At 47.3% G+C, this 15,775-nt stretch carries 14 protein-coding genes, 2 rRNA genes and 2 pseudogenes; 6 read left to right on the top strand and 12 right to left on the bottom strand.

What is annotated here, in order from left to right; all coding sequences use genetic code 11:
- Positions 1–126 (top strand): transposase (locus ACSTTO_RS00385; protein ID WP_439271086.1); only part of this gene is annotated, 126 nt, incomplete at its 5' end.
- Between the two features lie 90 nt (positions 127–216).
- On the opposite strand, the pseudogene ACSTTO_RS00380 reads toward ACSTTO_RS00385, so the two are convergent.
- The 9 genes and pseudogenes from ACSTTO_RS00380 to ACSTTO_RS00340 form a co-directional block, all read right to left on the bottom strand.
- Positions 217–997 (bottom strand): annotated as a pseudogene (locus ACSTTO_RS00380) (SDR family oxidoreductase).
- Positions 998–1,023: 26 nt separating this feature from the next.
- The gene (gene dgoD / locus ACSTTO_RS00375; RefSeq protein WP_439271141.1) at positions 1,024–2,172 is read right to left on the bottom strand and encodes a galactonate dehydratase; all 1,149 of its coding nucleotides are present in this window, start codon (positions 2,170–2,172) and stop codon (positions 1,024–1,026) included.
- A gap of 56 nt (positions 2,173–2,228) precedes the next feature.
- Positions 2,229–3,128 carry an aldose 1-epimerase gene (locus tag ACSTTO_RS00370; RefSeq protein WP_439271140.1) on the bottom strand — a complete coding sequence of 300 codons (900 nt, stop codon included), beginning with the start codon at positions 3,126–3,128 and terminating at the stop codon, positions 2,229–2,231.
- Between the two features lie 12 nt (positions 3,129–3,140).
- Positions 3,141–4,019, bottom strand: coding sequence for an SMP-30/gluconolactonase/LRE family protein (locus tag ACSTTO_RS00365; protein ID WP_439271139.1), 879 nt, complete (start codon positions 4,017–4,019; stop codon positions 3,141–3,143).
- Entirely contained in the window at positions 4,012–4,671 is a 660-nt protein-coding gene (locus ACSTTO_RS00360; protein ID WP_439271138.1) for a 2-dehydro-3-deoxy-6-phosphogalactonate aldolase, read from the bottom strand. The genes ACSTTO_RS00365 and ACSTTO_RS00360 overlap by 8 nt, the downstream gene beginning before the upstream one ends.
- Positions 4,671–5,603 carry a 2-dehydro-3-deoxygalactonokinase gene (locus tag ACSTTO_RS00355; RefSeq protein ID WP_439271137.1) on the bottom strand — a complete coding sequence of 311 codons (933 nt, stop codon included), beginning with the start codon at positions 5,601–5,603 and terminating at the stop codon, positions 4,671–4,673. Before ACSTTO_RS00355 ends, ACSTTO_RS00360 begins: the two co-directional genes overlap by 1 nt.
- 6 nt (positions 5,604–5,609) lie before the next feature.
- Positions 5,610–6,560 carry an L-arabinose ABC transporter permease AraH gene (araH, locus tag ACSTTO_RS00350; protein WP_439271136.1) on the bottom strand — a complete coding sequence of 317 codons (951 nt, stop codon included), beginning with the start codon at positions 6,558–6,560 and terminating at the stop codon, positions 5,610–5,612.
- 3 nt (positions 6,561–6,563) lie between these two features.
- Positions 6,564–8,099: an L-arabinose ABC transporter ATP-binding protein AraG gene (araG, locus tag ACSTTO_RS00345; RefSeq protein ID WP_439271135.1), complete on the bottom strand. Its 1,536-nt coding sequence runs from the start codon at positions 8,097–8,099 to the stop codon at positions 6,564–6,566.
- Positions 8,100–8,192: 93 nt separating this feature from the next.
- Positions 8,193–9,194 carry an arabinose ABC transporter substrate-binding protein gene (locus ACSTTO_RS00340; RefSeq protein ID WP_439271134.1) on the bottom strand — a complete coding sequence of 334 codons (1,002 nt, stop codon included), beginning with the start codon at positions 9,192–9,194 and terminating at the stop codon, positions 8,193–8,195.
- Positions 9,195–9,433: 239 nt separating this feature from the next.
- Between ACSTTO_RS00340 and ACSTTO_RS00335 the strand changes: the two genes are divergently transcribed.
- On the top strand, positions 9,434–10,159 hold the full coding sequence (locus ACSTTO_RS00335; RefSeq protein ID WP_439271133.1) for a FadR/GntR family transcriptional regulator: 726 nt from the start codon (positions 9,434–9,436) through the stop codon (positions 10,157–10,159).
- Positions 10,160–10,180: 21 nt separating this feature from the next.
- Here the strand turns inward: ACSTTO_RS00335 and ACSTTO_RS00330 are convergent, their stop codons facing one another.
- On the bottom strand, positions 10,181–10,564 hold the full coding sequence (locus tag ACSTTO_RS00330) for a hypothetical protein (protein ID WP_439271132.1): 384 nt from the start codon (positions 10,562–10,564) through the stop codon (positions 10,181–10,183).
- Between the two features lie 164 nt (positions 10,565–10,728).
- Here ACSTTO_RS00330 and ACSTTO_RS00325 point away from each other — a divergent pair, with 164 nt between their 5' ends.
- The 4 genes and pseudogenes from ACSTTO_RS00325 (at position 10,729) to ACSTTO_RS00310 (ending at position 14,962) form a co-directional block, all read left to right on the top strand.
- Positions 10,729–11,919 (top strand): NAD(P)/FAD-dependent oxidoreductase, encoded by a 1,191-nt coding sequence (locus tag ACSTTO_RS00325; protein ID WP_439271131.1) that lies wholly within the window; start codon positions 10,729–10,731, stop codon positions 11,917–11,919.
- Between the two features lie 23 nt (positions 11,920–11,942).
- The gene (locus ACSTTO_RS00320) at positions 11,943–12,371 is read left to right on the top strand and encodes a DUF1641 domain-containing protein (RefSeq protein WP_439271130.1); all 429 of its coding nucleotides are present in this window, start codon (positions 11,943–11,945) and stop codon (positions 12,369–12,371) included.
- A complete protein-coding gene (locus ACSTTO_RS00315; RefSeq protein WP_439271129.1) occupies positions 12,368–12,799 on the top strand; it encodes an iron-sulfur cluster assembly scaffold protein in 432 nt (143 codons plus the stop codon). The genes ACSTTO_RS00320 and ACSTTO_RS00315 overlap by 4 nt, the downstream gene beginning before the upstream one ends.
- 177 nt (positions 12,800–12,976) lie before the next feature.
- Positions 12,977–14,962 (top strand): annotated as a pseudogene (locus tag ACSTTO_RS00310) (DUF2075 domain-containing protein).
- A 175-nt stretch (positions 14,963–15,137) separates the two neighbouring features.
- On the opposite strand, the gene rrf reads toward ACSTTO_RS00310, so the two are convergent.
- Both rrf and ACSTTO_RS00300 read right to left on the bottom strand, forming a co-directional pair.
- A 5S ribosomal RNA gene (rrf, locus tag ACSTTO_RS00305) occupies positions 15,138–15,252 on the bottom strand.
- A gap of 302 nt (positions 15,253–15,554) precedes the next feature.
- Positions 15,555–15,775: ribosomal RNA gene (locus ACSTTO_RS00300) — 23S ribosomal RNA — on the bottom strand; the annotation flags it as partial.

Here is a 15,775-nt window from a genome sequence, read left to right as displayed (position 1 = left end):
ATTGAGAATATGTTCGGAAAACTCAAAGACTGGCGACGCATCCATACTCGCTACGACCGATGCGCGCACACCTTCTTCTCCGCCATCTGCATCGCTGCAACCGTCATCTTCTGGCTAAATCAATGAGTCCTGAGCTTAGCGAAACAGGAGCGGTAAAAGCTCTACAAAACAATAACTGCGCTATGCAGCAAACGAACATTCTCTCCTGCATAATTTCTAAACCGCATGTTGCAAGACACTCAAGCCGCCATCAATCGTCAAACAGGTTGCGGTCATAAACGGGCATTCATCTGAAATCATAAACACTGCCGCCATTGCAATCTCCTGTGTGCTGGCGATGCGTCCGCCCGGATGCAACCGCATAGTCTCAGCTTTTGCCGCCTCCGGATCAGGAAAACTGTTCCAGTAATCCACATTCTTTTGCGTCAATACATAACCCGGAGCAATAGCATTCACACGTATTTGCTGCGGCGCATATTCAAGCCCCAGAGATTTGGTCATGCCCAGCAATGCATGTTTCGCCAACGGATAAGGAAATGTATGCGGGATAATCGTGAAAGAATGGGTAGAGACAATATTAAGAATAACGCCGCCCCCCCTGCTCAATCATACGCGGCAGCACAGCCTTACAACAATTCCATGCTCCTTTCAGATTAACATCAAAGCAGCGGTTCCACGCCTCTTCATCCATCTCCAGCGGTTTATTAAAAACATTGATACCGGCATTATTGACCAGCGCATTAATCTGCCCGATTTCCGCATCTGCCTGCATAAACGCATTTTCAATCGCTGTGGCGTCAGAAATATCCGCTTGAATAAAACCAACGGTCACACCGCTTTCCCGCAAGGCCAATGCTTCTTTTTGCAATAGTTCCCCGTCCGTATCGATCAGGAAAAGCGCAGCCCCCTCGCGGCCAAAACATTGTGCAATTGCAAGTCCGATACCTTGAGCCGCACCGGTAACAACAATACGTTTGCCAATAAGACGATCAACCATGATATTATCCTTTTTGAGCGCCTAAATTACCACTCTGCGAAACTGCCGTCTTCATGACGCCACACCGGATTGCGCCAGCGATGACCGATTTTGGCTCGTTCAATCACATAGGCCTCATCAACATCAACCCCCAATCCTGCGCCTTGCGGAATAGTTACAAAACCGTCTTTGTAATCAAAAACATCGCGATTAGTGATATAATCCAGAATATCGTTATCCTGATTATAATGGATATTCAGGCTCTGCTCCTGAATAAACGCATTATAGCTTACCGCATCAATTTGCAGACAGGCCGCCAGTGCAATCGGCCCTAACGGACAATGCGGTGCCAGCGCAATATCATAGGCTTCAGCCATTGAAGCAATCTTGCGACATTCAGTAATCCCACCGGCATGGGATAGATCAGGCTGGACAATATCCACATAACCACCAGAGAGAATTTTCTTGAAATCCCAGCGCGAATAAAGACGTTCGCCCAAAGCAATCGGCGTAGAAGTATGATTAGCAATCTCTTTCAGTGCTTCATAATTCTCCGATAAAACCGGCTCTTCAATAAACATGAGCCGAAACGGATCGAGCGCTTTAGCTAGCACCTTAGCCATTGGACGATGCACGCGACCATGAAAATCCGCGCCAATGCCAATATGCGGACCAACCGCATCACGCACTGTGCCGATCGTCTCAACAATTGCATCAATCTTGGCGTAGCTGTCAACGATCTGCAATTCTTCCGCACCATTGAGCTTCAATGCTGTAAAGCCCCGTGCCACCATTTCCTTAGCATTACGCGCCACATCGGACGGCCGGTCACCACCGATCCATGAATAGACTTTTATCCGCTCACGGCACTGGCCGCCAAGCAGCTGGTGCACCGGCACATTCAGCGCCTTACCTTTAATATCCCACAAGGCTTGATCAATACCGGCAATGGCACTCATATGTATGGCGCCGCCACGATAAAACCCGCCACGATACATGACATTCCAATGGTCTTCGATCAGGAAAGGATCTTTGCCAATCAGATAATCAGCTAATTCATGTACCGCTTTCTCAACAGTCAGTGCACGGCCTTCAACAATCGGCTCTCCCCAGCCGGAAATCCCCTCATCGGTTTCAACTTTTACAAACAACCAGCGCGGTGGCACAATATAAGTCGTCAGCTTGGTAATTTTCATGTTATTATCCTTTTATAGACCTGATATTTAGCGCAGCTCAGTCTTCCGCGAAAACGCTAAGCTGCTCTGGTTTGCTCCGGCTGCAAACAAATGGTTCCAGACAGGCTTTCTCCCGGCTGCAATATTTTCAGGCCGCCATAGTCATCACGACCATGGTCTCCGGCCATATGAGACATCGGCTCCAGACAAAAATAATCCGCGCGAAATTGCGATGCCGGCACCCCGTGCGGCATATAAAGGAAGAACCGATCAAATAGCGGATCCGCTTTTATAATCAGAGTTGTATTATATTCCGGCCAGACAATCATGGCTTTACCATCCCAGCCCTCAAACCCGTTATTCACCCAAAAACCGGGAAGTTGTTTTGTGCTGCTGAAATTTAAGTCATCAGGAATATTCACACGCTTTTCAGGCAAATAACCCGCACCTTGCGTCCACATTGTCTTTGCGTTGAGCTGTAATTGTGTTTGTTCGGTCAAATGAAAATAGGGATGCCAGCCAAGACCAAACGGCATGGCTTTATTCCCTTTATTCGTCACGCGCATAAAAAGGCTGAAGCCTGCTTCATCCAATGTAAATCTTTGTTCCGCATCAAAGATAAAAGCCGCCCCTGCTTTGTCATGCGTTAAGCGCAATACAAGCCTGTCATCTAATTTTTCAGCAATCTGCCAAAGTGCTTGCCAGCCTTCGCCGTGAATATAGAGCGGATCATCCTGTGTGTTGGCACAAAACTGATAATCACATCCCTCAAAACTAAAAAAATTTTGTGCAATACGATTTCCAAAAGGAATGAGCGGAAAACCACCGGTTTCAACTGGGTCGGCATCAACATGTTTAGCCTCGCGCAACAAAGGAATACGATGCCGCCGGTTGCACCACCAAAGGCCATGAACTGTGCCACCTTGACCAGCAATATGCGCTTCCAATTGTTGTGTTTTCAAAGTGATGATGCTCATGACAGCCTCCTGTCAAATAAGTTTGACATCAGGCTCAAATCTGCCTTCGAACGGCAGATCAATGACAAATGTTGCTCCTGCAGGCTCCTGTTGACGCACCACATCATCCAACCCGACCCATGCGGATGTCACCAGCATCTGGCTGGCCGTTTCCCCGATAAAGGCCGGACAACTTGGCTGAGAAACCGGCAAAGATATGGTTTGTAAAAGATTGCCATCCGGTGCATATCCGGCGACCCGCGAGCCGCCCCACAGTGCAACCCAAAAATTGCCTTGCGCATCAACAACCGCACCATCAGGACTGCCTGCCGGAAAGTCATTAAGAAACAATTCCGGATTACCGGCCGGCAGGCCATTGTGAGGATTAAGCGGCACGCGCATCACCTGACGTAAAGCGGTATCGGCAAAGTAACCCATACGACCATCCAGCGAAAAACAGATCGCATTGCTGATCGTAATATTCTCATAGAGCCTGCGCAACTCGCCTTTATAATACCAATAAATTGAACCAGCGCCCTGTTCGGCCTGCCAGCCCATTGTGCCAAGCCAAAATGCACCCGATGGATGCACCCGTGCATCATTAGAGCGGGTTAGCTTATTATCCGCTTCAATTGCGTAATGCAGAACCAAATCACCGGTTGCTATCTCGCGCAGATACAGGCCTCGCTCTGTGAAGAGCAGTTGGCGCTGGTCGTCCACCCGCGCAAGTGCACTCGCAGCAAAAGGCAGATCATGCTGCCTGCTCACTCCGCCTTGAAACTGATATTCGCAGAGTTTGGCTTGCAAAATATCAAACCACCAGACCGTTTTAGTATGCGCATCATAAACCGGCCCCTCCCCCAGCTTGCACAAGGGCACATTTAATGCTGCCAACGCCAAAATCTCAGCCATGCCTGTCACCACGCACTTCGTTATGAGCAAACACCTCATCATAAGCTGTGATTGTCAGCCGGGCTTTTTTGCGCACAGCTTGCGCACTATCCCCCGGCTTATAAAGGCTGGAACCAATACCAAAGACTCGCACCCCCACACGGGCGTAATCTCCGAAACTTTGATCTGAAACACCGCCGACAGCGCCAACAACCGTATCTTTTGGCAAAATGGTTTTAATCGCTGCAATGCCGGAAGGACCAATGGTACCGGCTGGAAAAAACTTCAACGCAGAAGCGCCACTTTGCAATGCCAGAAGAGCTTCACTCGCCGTATAACAGCCGGGCATAGTAATCAGCCCGCAAGCGGTAGCATGGCGGATAATATCGGCGTCCGTATTGGGGCTCACCATAATCCGCCCGCCAATATCTGCCAACCGTTGGACATCCCGTGTTGTCAGAACAGTTCCCGCACCGATCAGCACTTTATCGCCAAATAATTTCACCGCGCGCTCAATAGAAACCCATGGCTGAGGCGAGTTCAGCGGAATTTCAATAATCTCAAATCCTTCGGTAATCAGTGCTTCAAGTACCGGTTCAACTTCATCATTACGAATACCGCGAATGATTGCTACCAATGAGCGTTGCAAATTCGGCCAGGCAATTAATGACATTATGCTCTCCTTTGCGCATGACCTGCTACCGGCCACGATCTGACAGCTGCCGCAAATAATCCCCGCCGAACTGCAATTTCACCATCCAGTACAGTGATGGTGAAACCAACTTTTTCCAGTACAGATTGATACAAGCGGCTAAGCTTTCCTGAAGCAACCAGCCCGATTGCGCCAATGCCATAAAGCTGTTTTGCCCTCCCCCCCTCAGCGCCAATCAAGAGACCTGAAAGATGAGCCTGCCCTTCAGATTGCGCTTCAAAGCCAAGCAATTGGGCTGCGCGAATAGTAAAAATATCTTCGGCCATCCGCGCCGGTTCAACGCATGCTTTTGCAGCGGCACGTAAAAAAGCAGGACTGTTTTCATCAAAAGACACAGTCATATCCACCGCATAGCTAAGAATGGAATGCTGCGACAGCACGGCAAAAAGCTCACCGGTCATAAAAGTTGCAAACTGCGTGACAACACCATTTTCCAGCTTCATCCATTTGCTATGGGTACCAGGCATACATATCAGCCCATTGGGCATCGATGCGGCGATACCTGCAAGCTGGGTTTCCTCACCACGCATCACATTGGCTGCCGATGCATTATGCTGTGCCAATCCGGGAAGGATGCGAATATCGCGTGCCTGATTATCCAGCTTAAACGCATGATCTGCCAGATCATCAAGCACAGCAGGCAGGTTAATATAGGGAGCTTCCGCCCAGCCCTGTCGTGCACCGGCCATACCGCAGATCATAACCGGCAAATCCGGTTTTGCTTCCAGCTTGTGCAAGTGTTTTTCCAGCACTGGTGCAAAACCTGTTGAGCGGCAATGCATCATTCCTTCTTCACTGCGGCTTTCCGCCAATACATGACCTTGCGCATCCGTCAGCCACAGGCGAAAACTACTTGTTCCCCAATCAACCAATGCGTAAACAGCATCATCCATCGCCATTTACCCTCTAAAGCCGATCATATTCGAGCGCAGATTATCCAGAAGCACTGCAATGAGGAGAATACAACCCCGCACGACATATTGGTAAAATGCCTGAATATTGAGCAAGTTCATCACATTCTCGGCAATGCCCATAATCAGCACACCAACGATCACACCCAACATCGCAGCACGACCGCCAGCTAACGAAACGCCGCCAAGAACACAGGCCGAAATAACCGACAGTTCCAGGCCTGTTGCCGCATTGGGTTGACCAGATGTAATACGTGATGCCAGCAAGATACCGGCAATACCGCACACCAGCCCCTGTAAGGCGAAAATCCAGATGCGCATTGAATCTACATTCACGCCGGCCAGACGAGATGCTTCCGGATTACCGCCGATCGCCAATGTATTCTTGCCAAACACCGTACGATTGAGCACAAATCCAAAAATTACAAATAACAGCCCCATCACCCAAATCGGTGTAGGAATGCCTAAAAACTTTGATAATGCCAGTTGATAAAATGACGGATCATTAATGCCAACTGCACGGCCATCACTGGAAATCAGCGCCAAACCACGCACAATCTGCATTGTCGCCAATGTGGTGATCAATGCATTGATACGAAATTTCGCAATCACAACGCCATTAAACAGTCCTACAATAAAACCGCCTGCCAACGCAGCCAATAATCCAAGAAAAATCGAACCGGTCGCATTGGAAACCATCACCGCAATCATGCCGGTAAAGGCGACAGTGGAACCGACAGAAAGATCAAAATCACGCGATGCAAGACAAAACATCATCGTGCAGGCAACAATGCCGATAGTCACCACCGATTGCAGAAGACCCAGCATATTGCGCTCAGTCAAGAAATTAGGAACTGACAGTGCCACCACCGCAAAAGCCAGCAAAAAAATTACCACAAGCCCTTGCTCACCAAGCAAAATCTTTTTAACTGAGACCATCGTTCAAGATACCTTTTGTAATGATCCGGCTGCCGTTTCAGTAACGGTCTTATCCGGCAATGCCGCCGTGAGAATGTCACGGTCGTTAAAATCTGCACGCTTGAATTGGGCAGCAATCCGTCCCTCGCACATCACCATAATCCGATCTGATATACCCATGACTTCAGGCAATTCACTGGAGATGACAACAATCGCCATACCGCTTTCAGCAAGTTGATAAAGAATTTCATAAATCTCGGCCTTGGCGCCCACATCAATACCGCGCGTCGGTTCGTCAATAATCAACACCTTGATGTTCTGCTCCGCAAGCCAGCGGCCAAGAATAACTTTCTGCTGATTGCCGCCGGAAAGATTAACAATATTTTGTTTACGTGACGGCGTGCGTATCCGTAATTTTCCGATATAGGTTTCGGCCAGTTCCGCCTCTTTTTTCGTACGGATCAAGCCCCATGGGGAAAAATGCCTGCGAGCAGAAATAGCGATATTTTCTTCAATCGAACGTCCCTGAACAATGCCGTCAAACTTGCGGTCTTCAGGACAAAGGACAATACCGGCACGAATGGAACTGCGCGGATCATTAGCAGCCACAGCAACCCCTTCAACCTCGATCATGCCACTGCGCCGGTAATCAGCACCATAAATCAAACGGCTCATCTCAGAACGTCCGGCGCCGATCAGGCCAAAAAAACCTAAAATTTCACCGGCATGCACCTTAAAATTCACAGGATTAGGCAATTTGCTTCCGCTGATATTTTCCACTTTCAGCAACACGTTTTTATGAATATCGCGTCCGCGCCATCCCCAAATATCATTGATTTCGCGTCCCACCATCTCAGAAATAATCTGATCACGGGTGACGTTCTCAAGCTTTGGATGATGAGCAGCCAATCTGCCGTCACGCAACACGGTCAGACCATCGCAAAGCCTAAAAATCTCATCTAAACGATGCGAGATATAGAGAATAATTTTACCCTCGGCTTTTAAACGGCCGATCAAGCTAAACAGAATCTCACTCTCTCGTGATGATAAAGATGACGTCGGCTCATCAAGTGCAATAATACGTGCGTCCAGCATGACTGCTTTGGCGATTTCCACCATCTGCCGTTCACCGATGGAAAGCTGCGCAACTTTGGCGGCAGGATCGATATCAATGCCGATCATCCGCAATTTTTCGCCAACAACACGCACCAATGTTTTAATATGAATAATGCCGACTTTTGCAGGAAAGCGCCCAAGCCACAAATTTTCTGCAACGCTCAATTCCGGCACCAATTGCAATTCCTGATGAACAACAATTACTCCGGAATGGAAAGCATCCCGTACCGATGCATATTTTTGCACCACACCATCAATAATGATCTCGCCGCTATTGGGCTGTTGATCGCCAGAAAGAATACGGATGAGTGTGGATTTACCCGCACCATTTTCCCCCATCAATCCATGAACCGCGCCTTTGGCAACCCCAAAAGACACATCCGTCAACGCCTTAACGCCGGGATAAAATTTTGAAATATTTTTAAAAGTCAAAAAATCAGCCATGCTGCACCTGTCTCTCAGCAGTGGTCACGCCACATAAATAATGTTTTTCTGAGAAAAAGAGGCCAGAGCCTTATGCTCCGGCTCTCAGCATGATTACTCCAGACCAAGTTCCTTGCGTACTTGCGCATAATTATCACGCAAAGCAAGCTGACCAGATGTCAGAATGAGCTTTTCAGGCTCTTTGCCATCGGTTAGCCAAGAATACATATTCATAGCCGTCTCATAACCATGACGCTTTGGCGAGATGATTACAGTGCCATAGAAACCAGTCGGATTTGGTTTTTTAAACTCATTAATCGCAGATTCAGAACCGCCAATGCCAACCGCCACCACATTTTCTGACGGGATGCCAACACTTTCAGTTGCACGCACTGCACCAAGCACAGTTTCATCATTCAGCCCGACTGCAACCCAATATTTGATATCCGCATTTTTATTGAGCACAACCGTAGATGCATTCAAGGCAGCTTCCGTATCCGTTTTTGCCTGTGGCGCCGCAAAAATATTGGCTTCCGGCAACCCGTTTTCCTTCATAACTGAAAGCGCACCTTCAACACGGTCAACGGCAGTCGGCAATTGATCATAGGAGACACGAATAGCACCGACATCTTTCCAGTCCCAGCCACGCTTTTTAACTTCTTCACTGATCGCGCGACCTACCTCCTCACCGATCTTGGTGGCGGAAATTCCCATATGCACGACATCTTCCAGCGGCTTGCCATCCGCCCCGACCAAACGATCATCAACCGTCATCAGTTTCAGACCATTAGCCGCAGCCTTGGCGACAATACCCGGCCCAAGCTTCACATCCGGCGTACAAATAATCACACCAGTAGCACCTTGTGCAGCTAAATTATCCAGCGCAGACTGCACCTTCTCGCCATCTTCAGCACCGATTTTTACCAGAGTGAAACCTTTTTCCTTTGCCGCTATATCGGCAAATTTCCACTCATCCTGAAACCAGGGTTCTTCCGGCTGCTTTACAACAAAGCCAATTTTCACATCTGCCGCATAAACCGCAGATGTTCCGATAGCCGCAGCAAAAAATATGCCGGCCGTCATTCCGGCGAAAGCGACTGTCTTTAAAAAACGCATATCTTTCCTCCCAAAGATTTCACGTCACCCCAAGCTCCCTCAGCCTTGCATGACGCCGATGTCAGTCATCGCAATTACGCTAAAACAATTCATCGTACCAGTCAACATCTCTTGTATGATGATTTAAAATTGTTCATTATACAAAATTAAATGGTACTATGCCTTGCAGCTCGCATTTGCCAAACTTTATGACTATAGATGCGTGTCCTTATTAATACGAAAGAAGAACTATAACCGAAATGTCCGAGCAGAGCCTATATGTTCCTCCCCGCGCAACACGACCAAGGGTACAAAAAAACATCACAGCGATGTTAGCCGTAGACATTCTCAACGGTCGTTTTAAGCCCGGTTCGATGTTACCGCGTGAAAATGATCTGTGTGAAGAATATAGCGTAAGCCGTACAGTTATTCGAGAAACGATCAAAACGCTCGAATCGAAAGGGCTGGTGCGTGGTAAACCGCGTATCGGAACAGTTGTTTGCGAGCAGGATGAATGGAACCTGTTGGATCAACAAGTATTGGACTGGCTGGGGCCACGAATTGTCGATCTTGATCTATTGCTTTGCGTTTTGGAAGCCCGCCGTGCGATTGAACCCGTGGCCGCAGAACTGGCAACACAGCGCGCATCGGCCATGGATATTGCTGCACTGGAACTAGCCTGGAACCAAATGAATGAAGCAGGCAGTGATATCGAGGCCTTCACACAAGGCGATGTCGATTTTCACATTGCATTATTACGGGCAAGTCATAATCAGGTCTTCCGTCAGCTTGGCGGAATTATTGAAGCCGCATTACGCTATACGCTTTACACATCTAATGATGCAGTCACAAACCGCGATGAGGCTATCTCTGAACATCTGAAACTAATTGAAGCCATACGGTTGCGCGATAAGGAGCGTGCCCGCATCAGTTCCAATAAAATGCTGGATCTTGCCGCCCGCGATCTTGGCATGCCACCATCGTGAATATAAAATAAAATACCTGCTTCAATGGCCTATTTTTTCTTGCCAGCGCTGGCTGCGATAAAGTCGCTGAAGGGTGCCAATCATTTCCTCAAAAGATTTATCAAGCTCCACACAGGCTTTGCTTGTCGGCATCAGATAGATCGACCGCCCGCGCTTTTCGCGCTGGAGAAAACCAGCCTTTTCCAATTCATCAACTTTGCGATGCGTGGTTGATATCGCCAGCCCCAGCGTGTTCGACAAGGAAGACAAATCATATAGCCGCCCCTGCACTTTTCCGGTGATAACCGTACGCACAATCAAAGCATCTAAAGGCGTACCCCACATACCCGTTTCAATTGCATAAAAACGATTCAAACACTCGATAATCTGCGTCTGAACAATAGCTCTGATCTCTTGTTCTTGCATCACCCCAAACCCTGCACTGCTTCACACCCGTCAATATTTCCATGTCAATATTTCCATAATGGAAACCTCATATTGCAGTCCCCCTCCTTCTTTGTATCATGAAGTTATAAAAAACAAACACACTCATTCAAGGGTGGAGAATAAGGGTTGGAGGGAGAATAAATTTGACCAAACATATACTCGTCGTTGGTGGCGGTATTGGCGGCACTATGACCGCCAATAGTATCGTTGCCAAAATGTATTCTGAAATCACCAGCGGAAAGGTCAAGGTATCCCTGCTTTCAGATTCACCTTGGCATTATTACAAGCCTGCCTTCATGTATGTCGCCTTTGACATGTTTTTTGAAGGTGAGTTACGCCGTAAACAACGCACGCTTCTGCGCCCTGAAATCGAGTTCAATGTTGATAAAGTCGTGCAATTCGATTTTGCCGGATCAAAAGTAAAAACCGCCAGCGGCAAAACCATCGGCTATGATTATATTGTCGTATCAACAGGCTGCCTGCCCGCGCCGGAACGTATTCCGGGACTGACTAAAGCAGGCGATTATTTCTACCAATATGCTCCGGCGCGACAACTGGCTGAAAAACTGAGAAATTTTGAAAAAGGCCGCATCTTTATCACCGTCAACTTCCCAAAAACGCCTAATGTGCCGCATCAATGCGGCATTGCGCCAATGGAAACCACGCTGATGGTGGATGAATATCTGCGCCGCAAGGGTGTGCGTGATCAGTGCGAAATTGTCTATACTTATCCAACCGTTTCGCAACTCCTGCGTAACTGCTTGTTCTTACAACAAGAAGTCTGTGAAGTATTACCACCGGTATTTGATGCTAAAGGGATTAAATATCAGCGGGGTTTCACACTTGAATCGGTAGATCCGGGCAAGAAAATTGCCCGTTCAGAAGAAGGCAAAGAAGAAGCATTCGACCTTCTCATGTGCACACCGCCCATCCGTGCCGTTGATGCCGTGCTGGAAAGCGGAATTTCACAAGCGCCCAACAATGAGGGCTGGCTGCCGACCGACCGTAAAACCCTGCAACTTGAGGGCTATCCAAACGCCTATATTATGGGTGACACGGTTGATCTGCCAATCTCAAAGGCAGGCGGGTCATGTCACAACCAGTGTCCGGTAATTACCAATAATATCGCCGGCGATATCCGCCTTGGCCGCACTGTGGATGAATATGATGGCAAAGTGCAGGCTGTGGCACAAATGGGGCTCGAAGCGGGTATGCCTCTTTGGTACGACTATGACGAAGACGTCCATCCGACCCCGCCAACCAAAGTAGGCGGTTTGCTACGCAAGGCCTTTAACCGCGGTATCTACTGGTCTGTCGCGCGCGGCATAATCTAACATCAGCATCGAGGAGAACAACAATGAGCGAATCCATGACGGATACGTCCAAAAAGGCTCTCGCCGCTGAAGCGTCGAAGACTATTGCCAGCATGGACGAAGCAACCGAACGTGGCCTGATCGAATTAATGGAAAAGCTGGCGCCTCTTTTGCAAGGTCGCCGTTTGCATAACCTGGTTGATCTGGCATCACTGGCATCTGATGGTGTCGATATGTTTGACGATGCCATGGTTCAAAAACTGATGAAGGCATATGAGGAAAGCATTGGAGCCGCCTGGTCGCTCGGCAATGCCGCGCGCTATGCCTCTGCACAAACCGCCAATGCTCAGATACCTTCGCTTTTCGGTCTTTTGCGCGTGGCAGGAAACGAAGATGTGCGACGCGGTCTTTATTTCGTATTGCAATTCCTGTCCGTACTCGGCCGGCAAATGGAGGATGATACAGACGTATGACCGCGGATGCGGATCTTAACGCACTCTATCAGCGTGAATTACGGGAAATGGCTGCCAAAATTCGCGCTGATAAAAGGCTCGTTCCGGCGGATATCAGCGTCACCCGGACGAGCCCTGTTTGCGGCAGTTCTGTTACCATTGATATCCGCCGCGATGGCGCTTATATCCATGAACTTGGCTGGCGGACGCGTGCTTGCACACTTGGCATGGCCGCCACGGCAATTGTGGTTCAGGCAGCGATCGATCAAAATTTTAAAGCCGTAGAAGAAATTGCCGCCATGTTGCGCAGGCTTTTGCAAGGTGAGGATGTAACTTTTCCGGCAGGCTGGCAGGCTCTTGAAATGTTTGCAGCCGCACGCACTTTCCCCAGCCGTCACGGCTCTATCATGTTGCCATTTGAAGCATTGGCTGAAGCCGCGCAACTTTAAAAAGCGATAGAAAAGCGCTTCAACTACTATTCAGTTGTTGCCCCATCTCTTTTCCACAACATTGTCATTTTGAGTAATGGTAAAAGAATTATTTATATGGCGTGAATAATTAGGTTGATTTTTAAATTTAAATCCAATTGATATAATATAACACATCACTAAAGATATTATATCAATATGTTAGCATATTATTCATCTACAATCGAAGAATTTATAAATGATAAAGCCGATGCTATTATTGGCACTTTGACGCGAGCGCATGATCATGCACTTGAGCATCAGCAAAAACATGCCTGGTTAGAGCAAATTGAAATACTCAAACACCAATTAATAGACATTAAAGATGGATATATCTTCTTTGAGCTTTTTATTCCAAGGATGGGTAAAAGGGCTGACTGCGCCCTCCTTATAAAAGGGGTATTATTCATTTTAGAATTTAAGGTTGGTTCTTCTACATTCGACAATTATGCCATTGATCAGACACATGACTATGCCCTTGATCTCAAAAATTTTCATTCTGGTAGTCATGACCTGCCGATAGTTCCGATATTAATTGCAACCAATGCCATTAGCATATCTAATTTAGAAGACTGCGTTTGGGCTTCTGATAATGTGGCCACGCCAATTCTAGTTGGGAAGAAAGATTTAAAAAAACTACTCATTACCATCCTTCAAAAGCATAATTTCCCTGCAGTTCATATAACCACATGGATGAATGCTGGTTACAAACCTACACCAACAATTATTGAAGCTGCGCAAGCACTGTATCAAAATCACAATGTACAAGACATATCTCGCTCAGATGCTAGCGCTAAAAATCTGCAAACAACCTCTGATCGCATCAATGCAATAATTGATGACGCAAAAGTTAGAAAAATAAAATCAATCTGTTTTATAACCGGTGTCCCAGGAGCTGGAAAAACACTTGCAGGATTAAATATCGCTACCAAACGAGCAGAAAATTATAAAGACGAACATGCCGTCTTTCTCTCTGGCAATGGTCCATTAGTCGATGTCTTACGTGAAGCTTTAGCGCGAGATCAATCAAAACGAAGCGGCTGCACAAAAAAAGATTCATAAAGAGCCGTCCGGCAGTTCATTCAGAATATTCATCATTTTCGAGATGAATATGTGCGTGATCAAAGGCAACCATTTGAAAAGGTTGTAGTTTTTGATGAGGCCCAGCGAGCGTGGACGCAAGAACACACTTCTAAATTCATGCAAACTAAAAAAGGAATAATAGGCTTTAATCAATCTGAACCCGAGTTCTTAATCAGCGTTATGGACAGACATGATGATTGGTGCGTCATTGTTTGCTTAATTGGCGGAGGGCAAGAAATAAACACAGGAGAAGCCGGCATTGCAGAATGGTTAAACGCCTTAAATAATAAATTCCCCCATTGGCACATTCATGCATCGAATGTTTTAAAAGATCACCATTACACGATCTCGACCGAAGCTATAAAACTTCTTCAAATCCCAACAATCCATAAGCATCAAGATTTACATCTTTCAGTCTCGATACGCTCCTTTCGGGCAGAACGGCTTTCGTCATTTATCGGCAGCATATTAGATGGAGATTCACAAGAAGCAGCACAGCAATTCAAATCACTAAATAACAACTATCCTTTATGGGTGACGCGAGATTTGAACACTGCACGATGCTGGTTAAAGAACATAAGTCGTGGAACTGAACGCTATGGGCTCGTGGCATCTTCAGGAGCACATAGATTGCGCGCTGAGGGCATACACATAAAAGCCAAAATAGATCCCGCAACGTGGTTTCTAAATGATAAACAAGATATACGCTCGTCTTATTATATGGAAGAAGTTGCAACGGAATTCGATGTACAAGGATTGGAGCTCGATTGGATTGGAATGTGCTGGGATGCCAATTTAAGATTCAAGTCTGACACATGGAAAAGCTATGATTTCCGTGGTAGCAAATGGCAAAAAATTAAAGCAGAACAACGAAAATTGTATCTTCTCAATGCATATCGCGTTTTATTGACGCGCGCACGACAAGGCATGGTAATCTTCGTACCTCAAGGAGCAACAGATGATCCGACACGCCCACCTGAATTTTATGATGAAACCTATCAGTTTCTTTTAAACTGTGGGATTCCGACACTTTCTAGTTTAGCTAGCACACAAGCTGGCTAGATCTGACATGCCTGCCCTCTTTATCAAAACTTAATATTCAATGCCTAATTTATTTCAAAACGCTAAAAAGCCCCGATCAGAAATGATCGGGGCTTTTTGTAATATTTTGATATTTTACCGCTTAAGTGCGTTTCATTTATTCAGAGAAGATTTTTTTATTTTATGCGTTTAGCAGACCTGGCAGCGACCTACTCTCCCGCGTCTTAAGACGAAGTACCATTGGCGCTGGAGCGTTTCACGGCCGAGTTCGGAATGGGATCGGGTGCAGCCGCTCCGCCATAACCACCAGGTCGGCAAAGCGCATAAGATAAATTAAGAAGCTGGAATTTTGGGCTGTTATTTTGGCGCAGGCTTTTCTTCACTTTGTGAAGCGTTGCGCGGTCGCGCTGAACGACCGGCGGAATGGCCATATGGTTATTTGAAGCCCTTATCAGGTGCAGTTTCATCTTTAAGCACACGCCTGTGTGCCGGCGCTGATGCGCCGCGCTGTCCGCAGGCTAGCAGCTTTAGCTGCGCTCAGCCGTGAGGACAAAGAAAGATGATTTTGACTTGAACTTTGTTCAAGTCAAAATGATGGATATTGATAATGAGAACAATCAAGTCGCTCGAGCTATTAGTACCGGTCAGCTTCATGCATTGCTGCACTTTCACCTCCGGCCTATCGACGTGGTGGTCTTCCACGGCTCTGATAGGGAATACTTGTTTTAAGGTTAGTTTCCCGCTTAGATGCCTTCAGCGGTTATCTAGTCCGTATATAGCTACCCTGCTATGCCGCTGGCGCGACAACAGGTCCACCAGAGATACGTCCATCCC

Source organism: Pseudochrobactrum albidum (genome assembly GCF_051851455.1).
Taxonomy (GTDB): Bacteria; Pseudomonadota; Alphaproteobacteria; order Rhizobiales; family Rhizobiaceae; genus Pseudochrobactrum.
This window is presented reverse-complemented; position numbering and strand designations above follow the sequence as displayed.

Bases quoted from the DNA above. Each gene is read 5' to 3' on its own strand.
- dgoD (WP_439271141.1), bottom strand. From the start codon at position 2,172: ATGAAAATTACCAAGCTGACGACTTATATTGTGCCACCGCGCTGGTTG.
- ACSTTO_RS00370 (WP_439271140.1), bottom strand. From the start codon at position 3,128: ATGAGCATCATCACTTTGAAAACACAACAATTGGAAGCGCATATTGCT.
- ACSTTO_RS00365 (WP_439271139.1), bottom strand. From the start codon at position 4,019: ATGGCTGAGATTTTGGCGTTGGCAGCATTAAATGTGCCCTTGTGCAAG.
- ACSTTO_RS00360 (WP_439271138.1), bottom strand. From the start codon at position 4,671: ATGTCATTAATTGCCTGGCCGAATTTGCAACGCTCATTGGTAGCAATC.
- ACSTTO_RS00355 (WP_439271137.1), bottom strand. From the start codon at position 5,603: ATGGATGATGCTGTTTACGCATTGGTTGATTGGGGAACAAGTAGTTTT.
- araH (WP_439271136.1), bottom strand. From the start codon at position 6,560: ATGGTCTCAGTTAAAAAGATTTTGCTTGGTGAGCAAGGGCTTGTGGTA.
- araG (WP_439271135.1), bottom strand. From the start codon at position 8,099: ATGGCTGATTTTTTGACTTTTAAAAATATTTCAAAATTTTATCCCGGC.
- ACSTTO_RS00340 (WP_439271134.1), bottom strand. From the start codon at position 9,194: ATGCGTTTTTTAAAGACAGTCGCTTTCGCCGGAATGACGGCCGGCATA.
- ACSTTO_RS00335 (WP_439271133.1), top strand. From the start codon at position 9,434: ATGTCCGAGCAGAGCCTATATGTTCCTCCCCGCGCAACACGACCAAGG.
- ACSTTO_RS00330 (WP_439271132.1), bottom strand. From the start codon at position 10,564: ATGCAAGAACAAGAGATCAGAGCTATTGTTCAGACGCAGATTATCGAG.
- ACSTTO_RS00320 (WP_439271130.1), top strand. From the start codon at position 11,943: ATGAGCGAATCCATGACGGATACGTCCAAAAAGGCTCTCGCCGCTGAA.
- ACSTTO_RS00315 (WP_439271129.1), top strand. From the start codon at position 12,368: ATGACCGCGGATGCGGATCTTAACGCACTCTATCAGCGTGAATTACGG.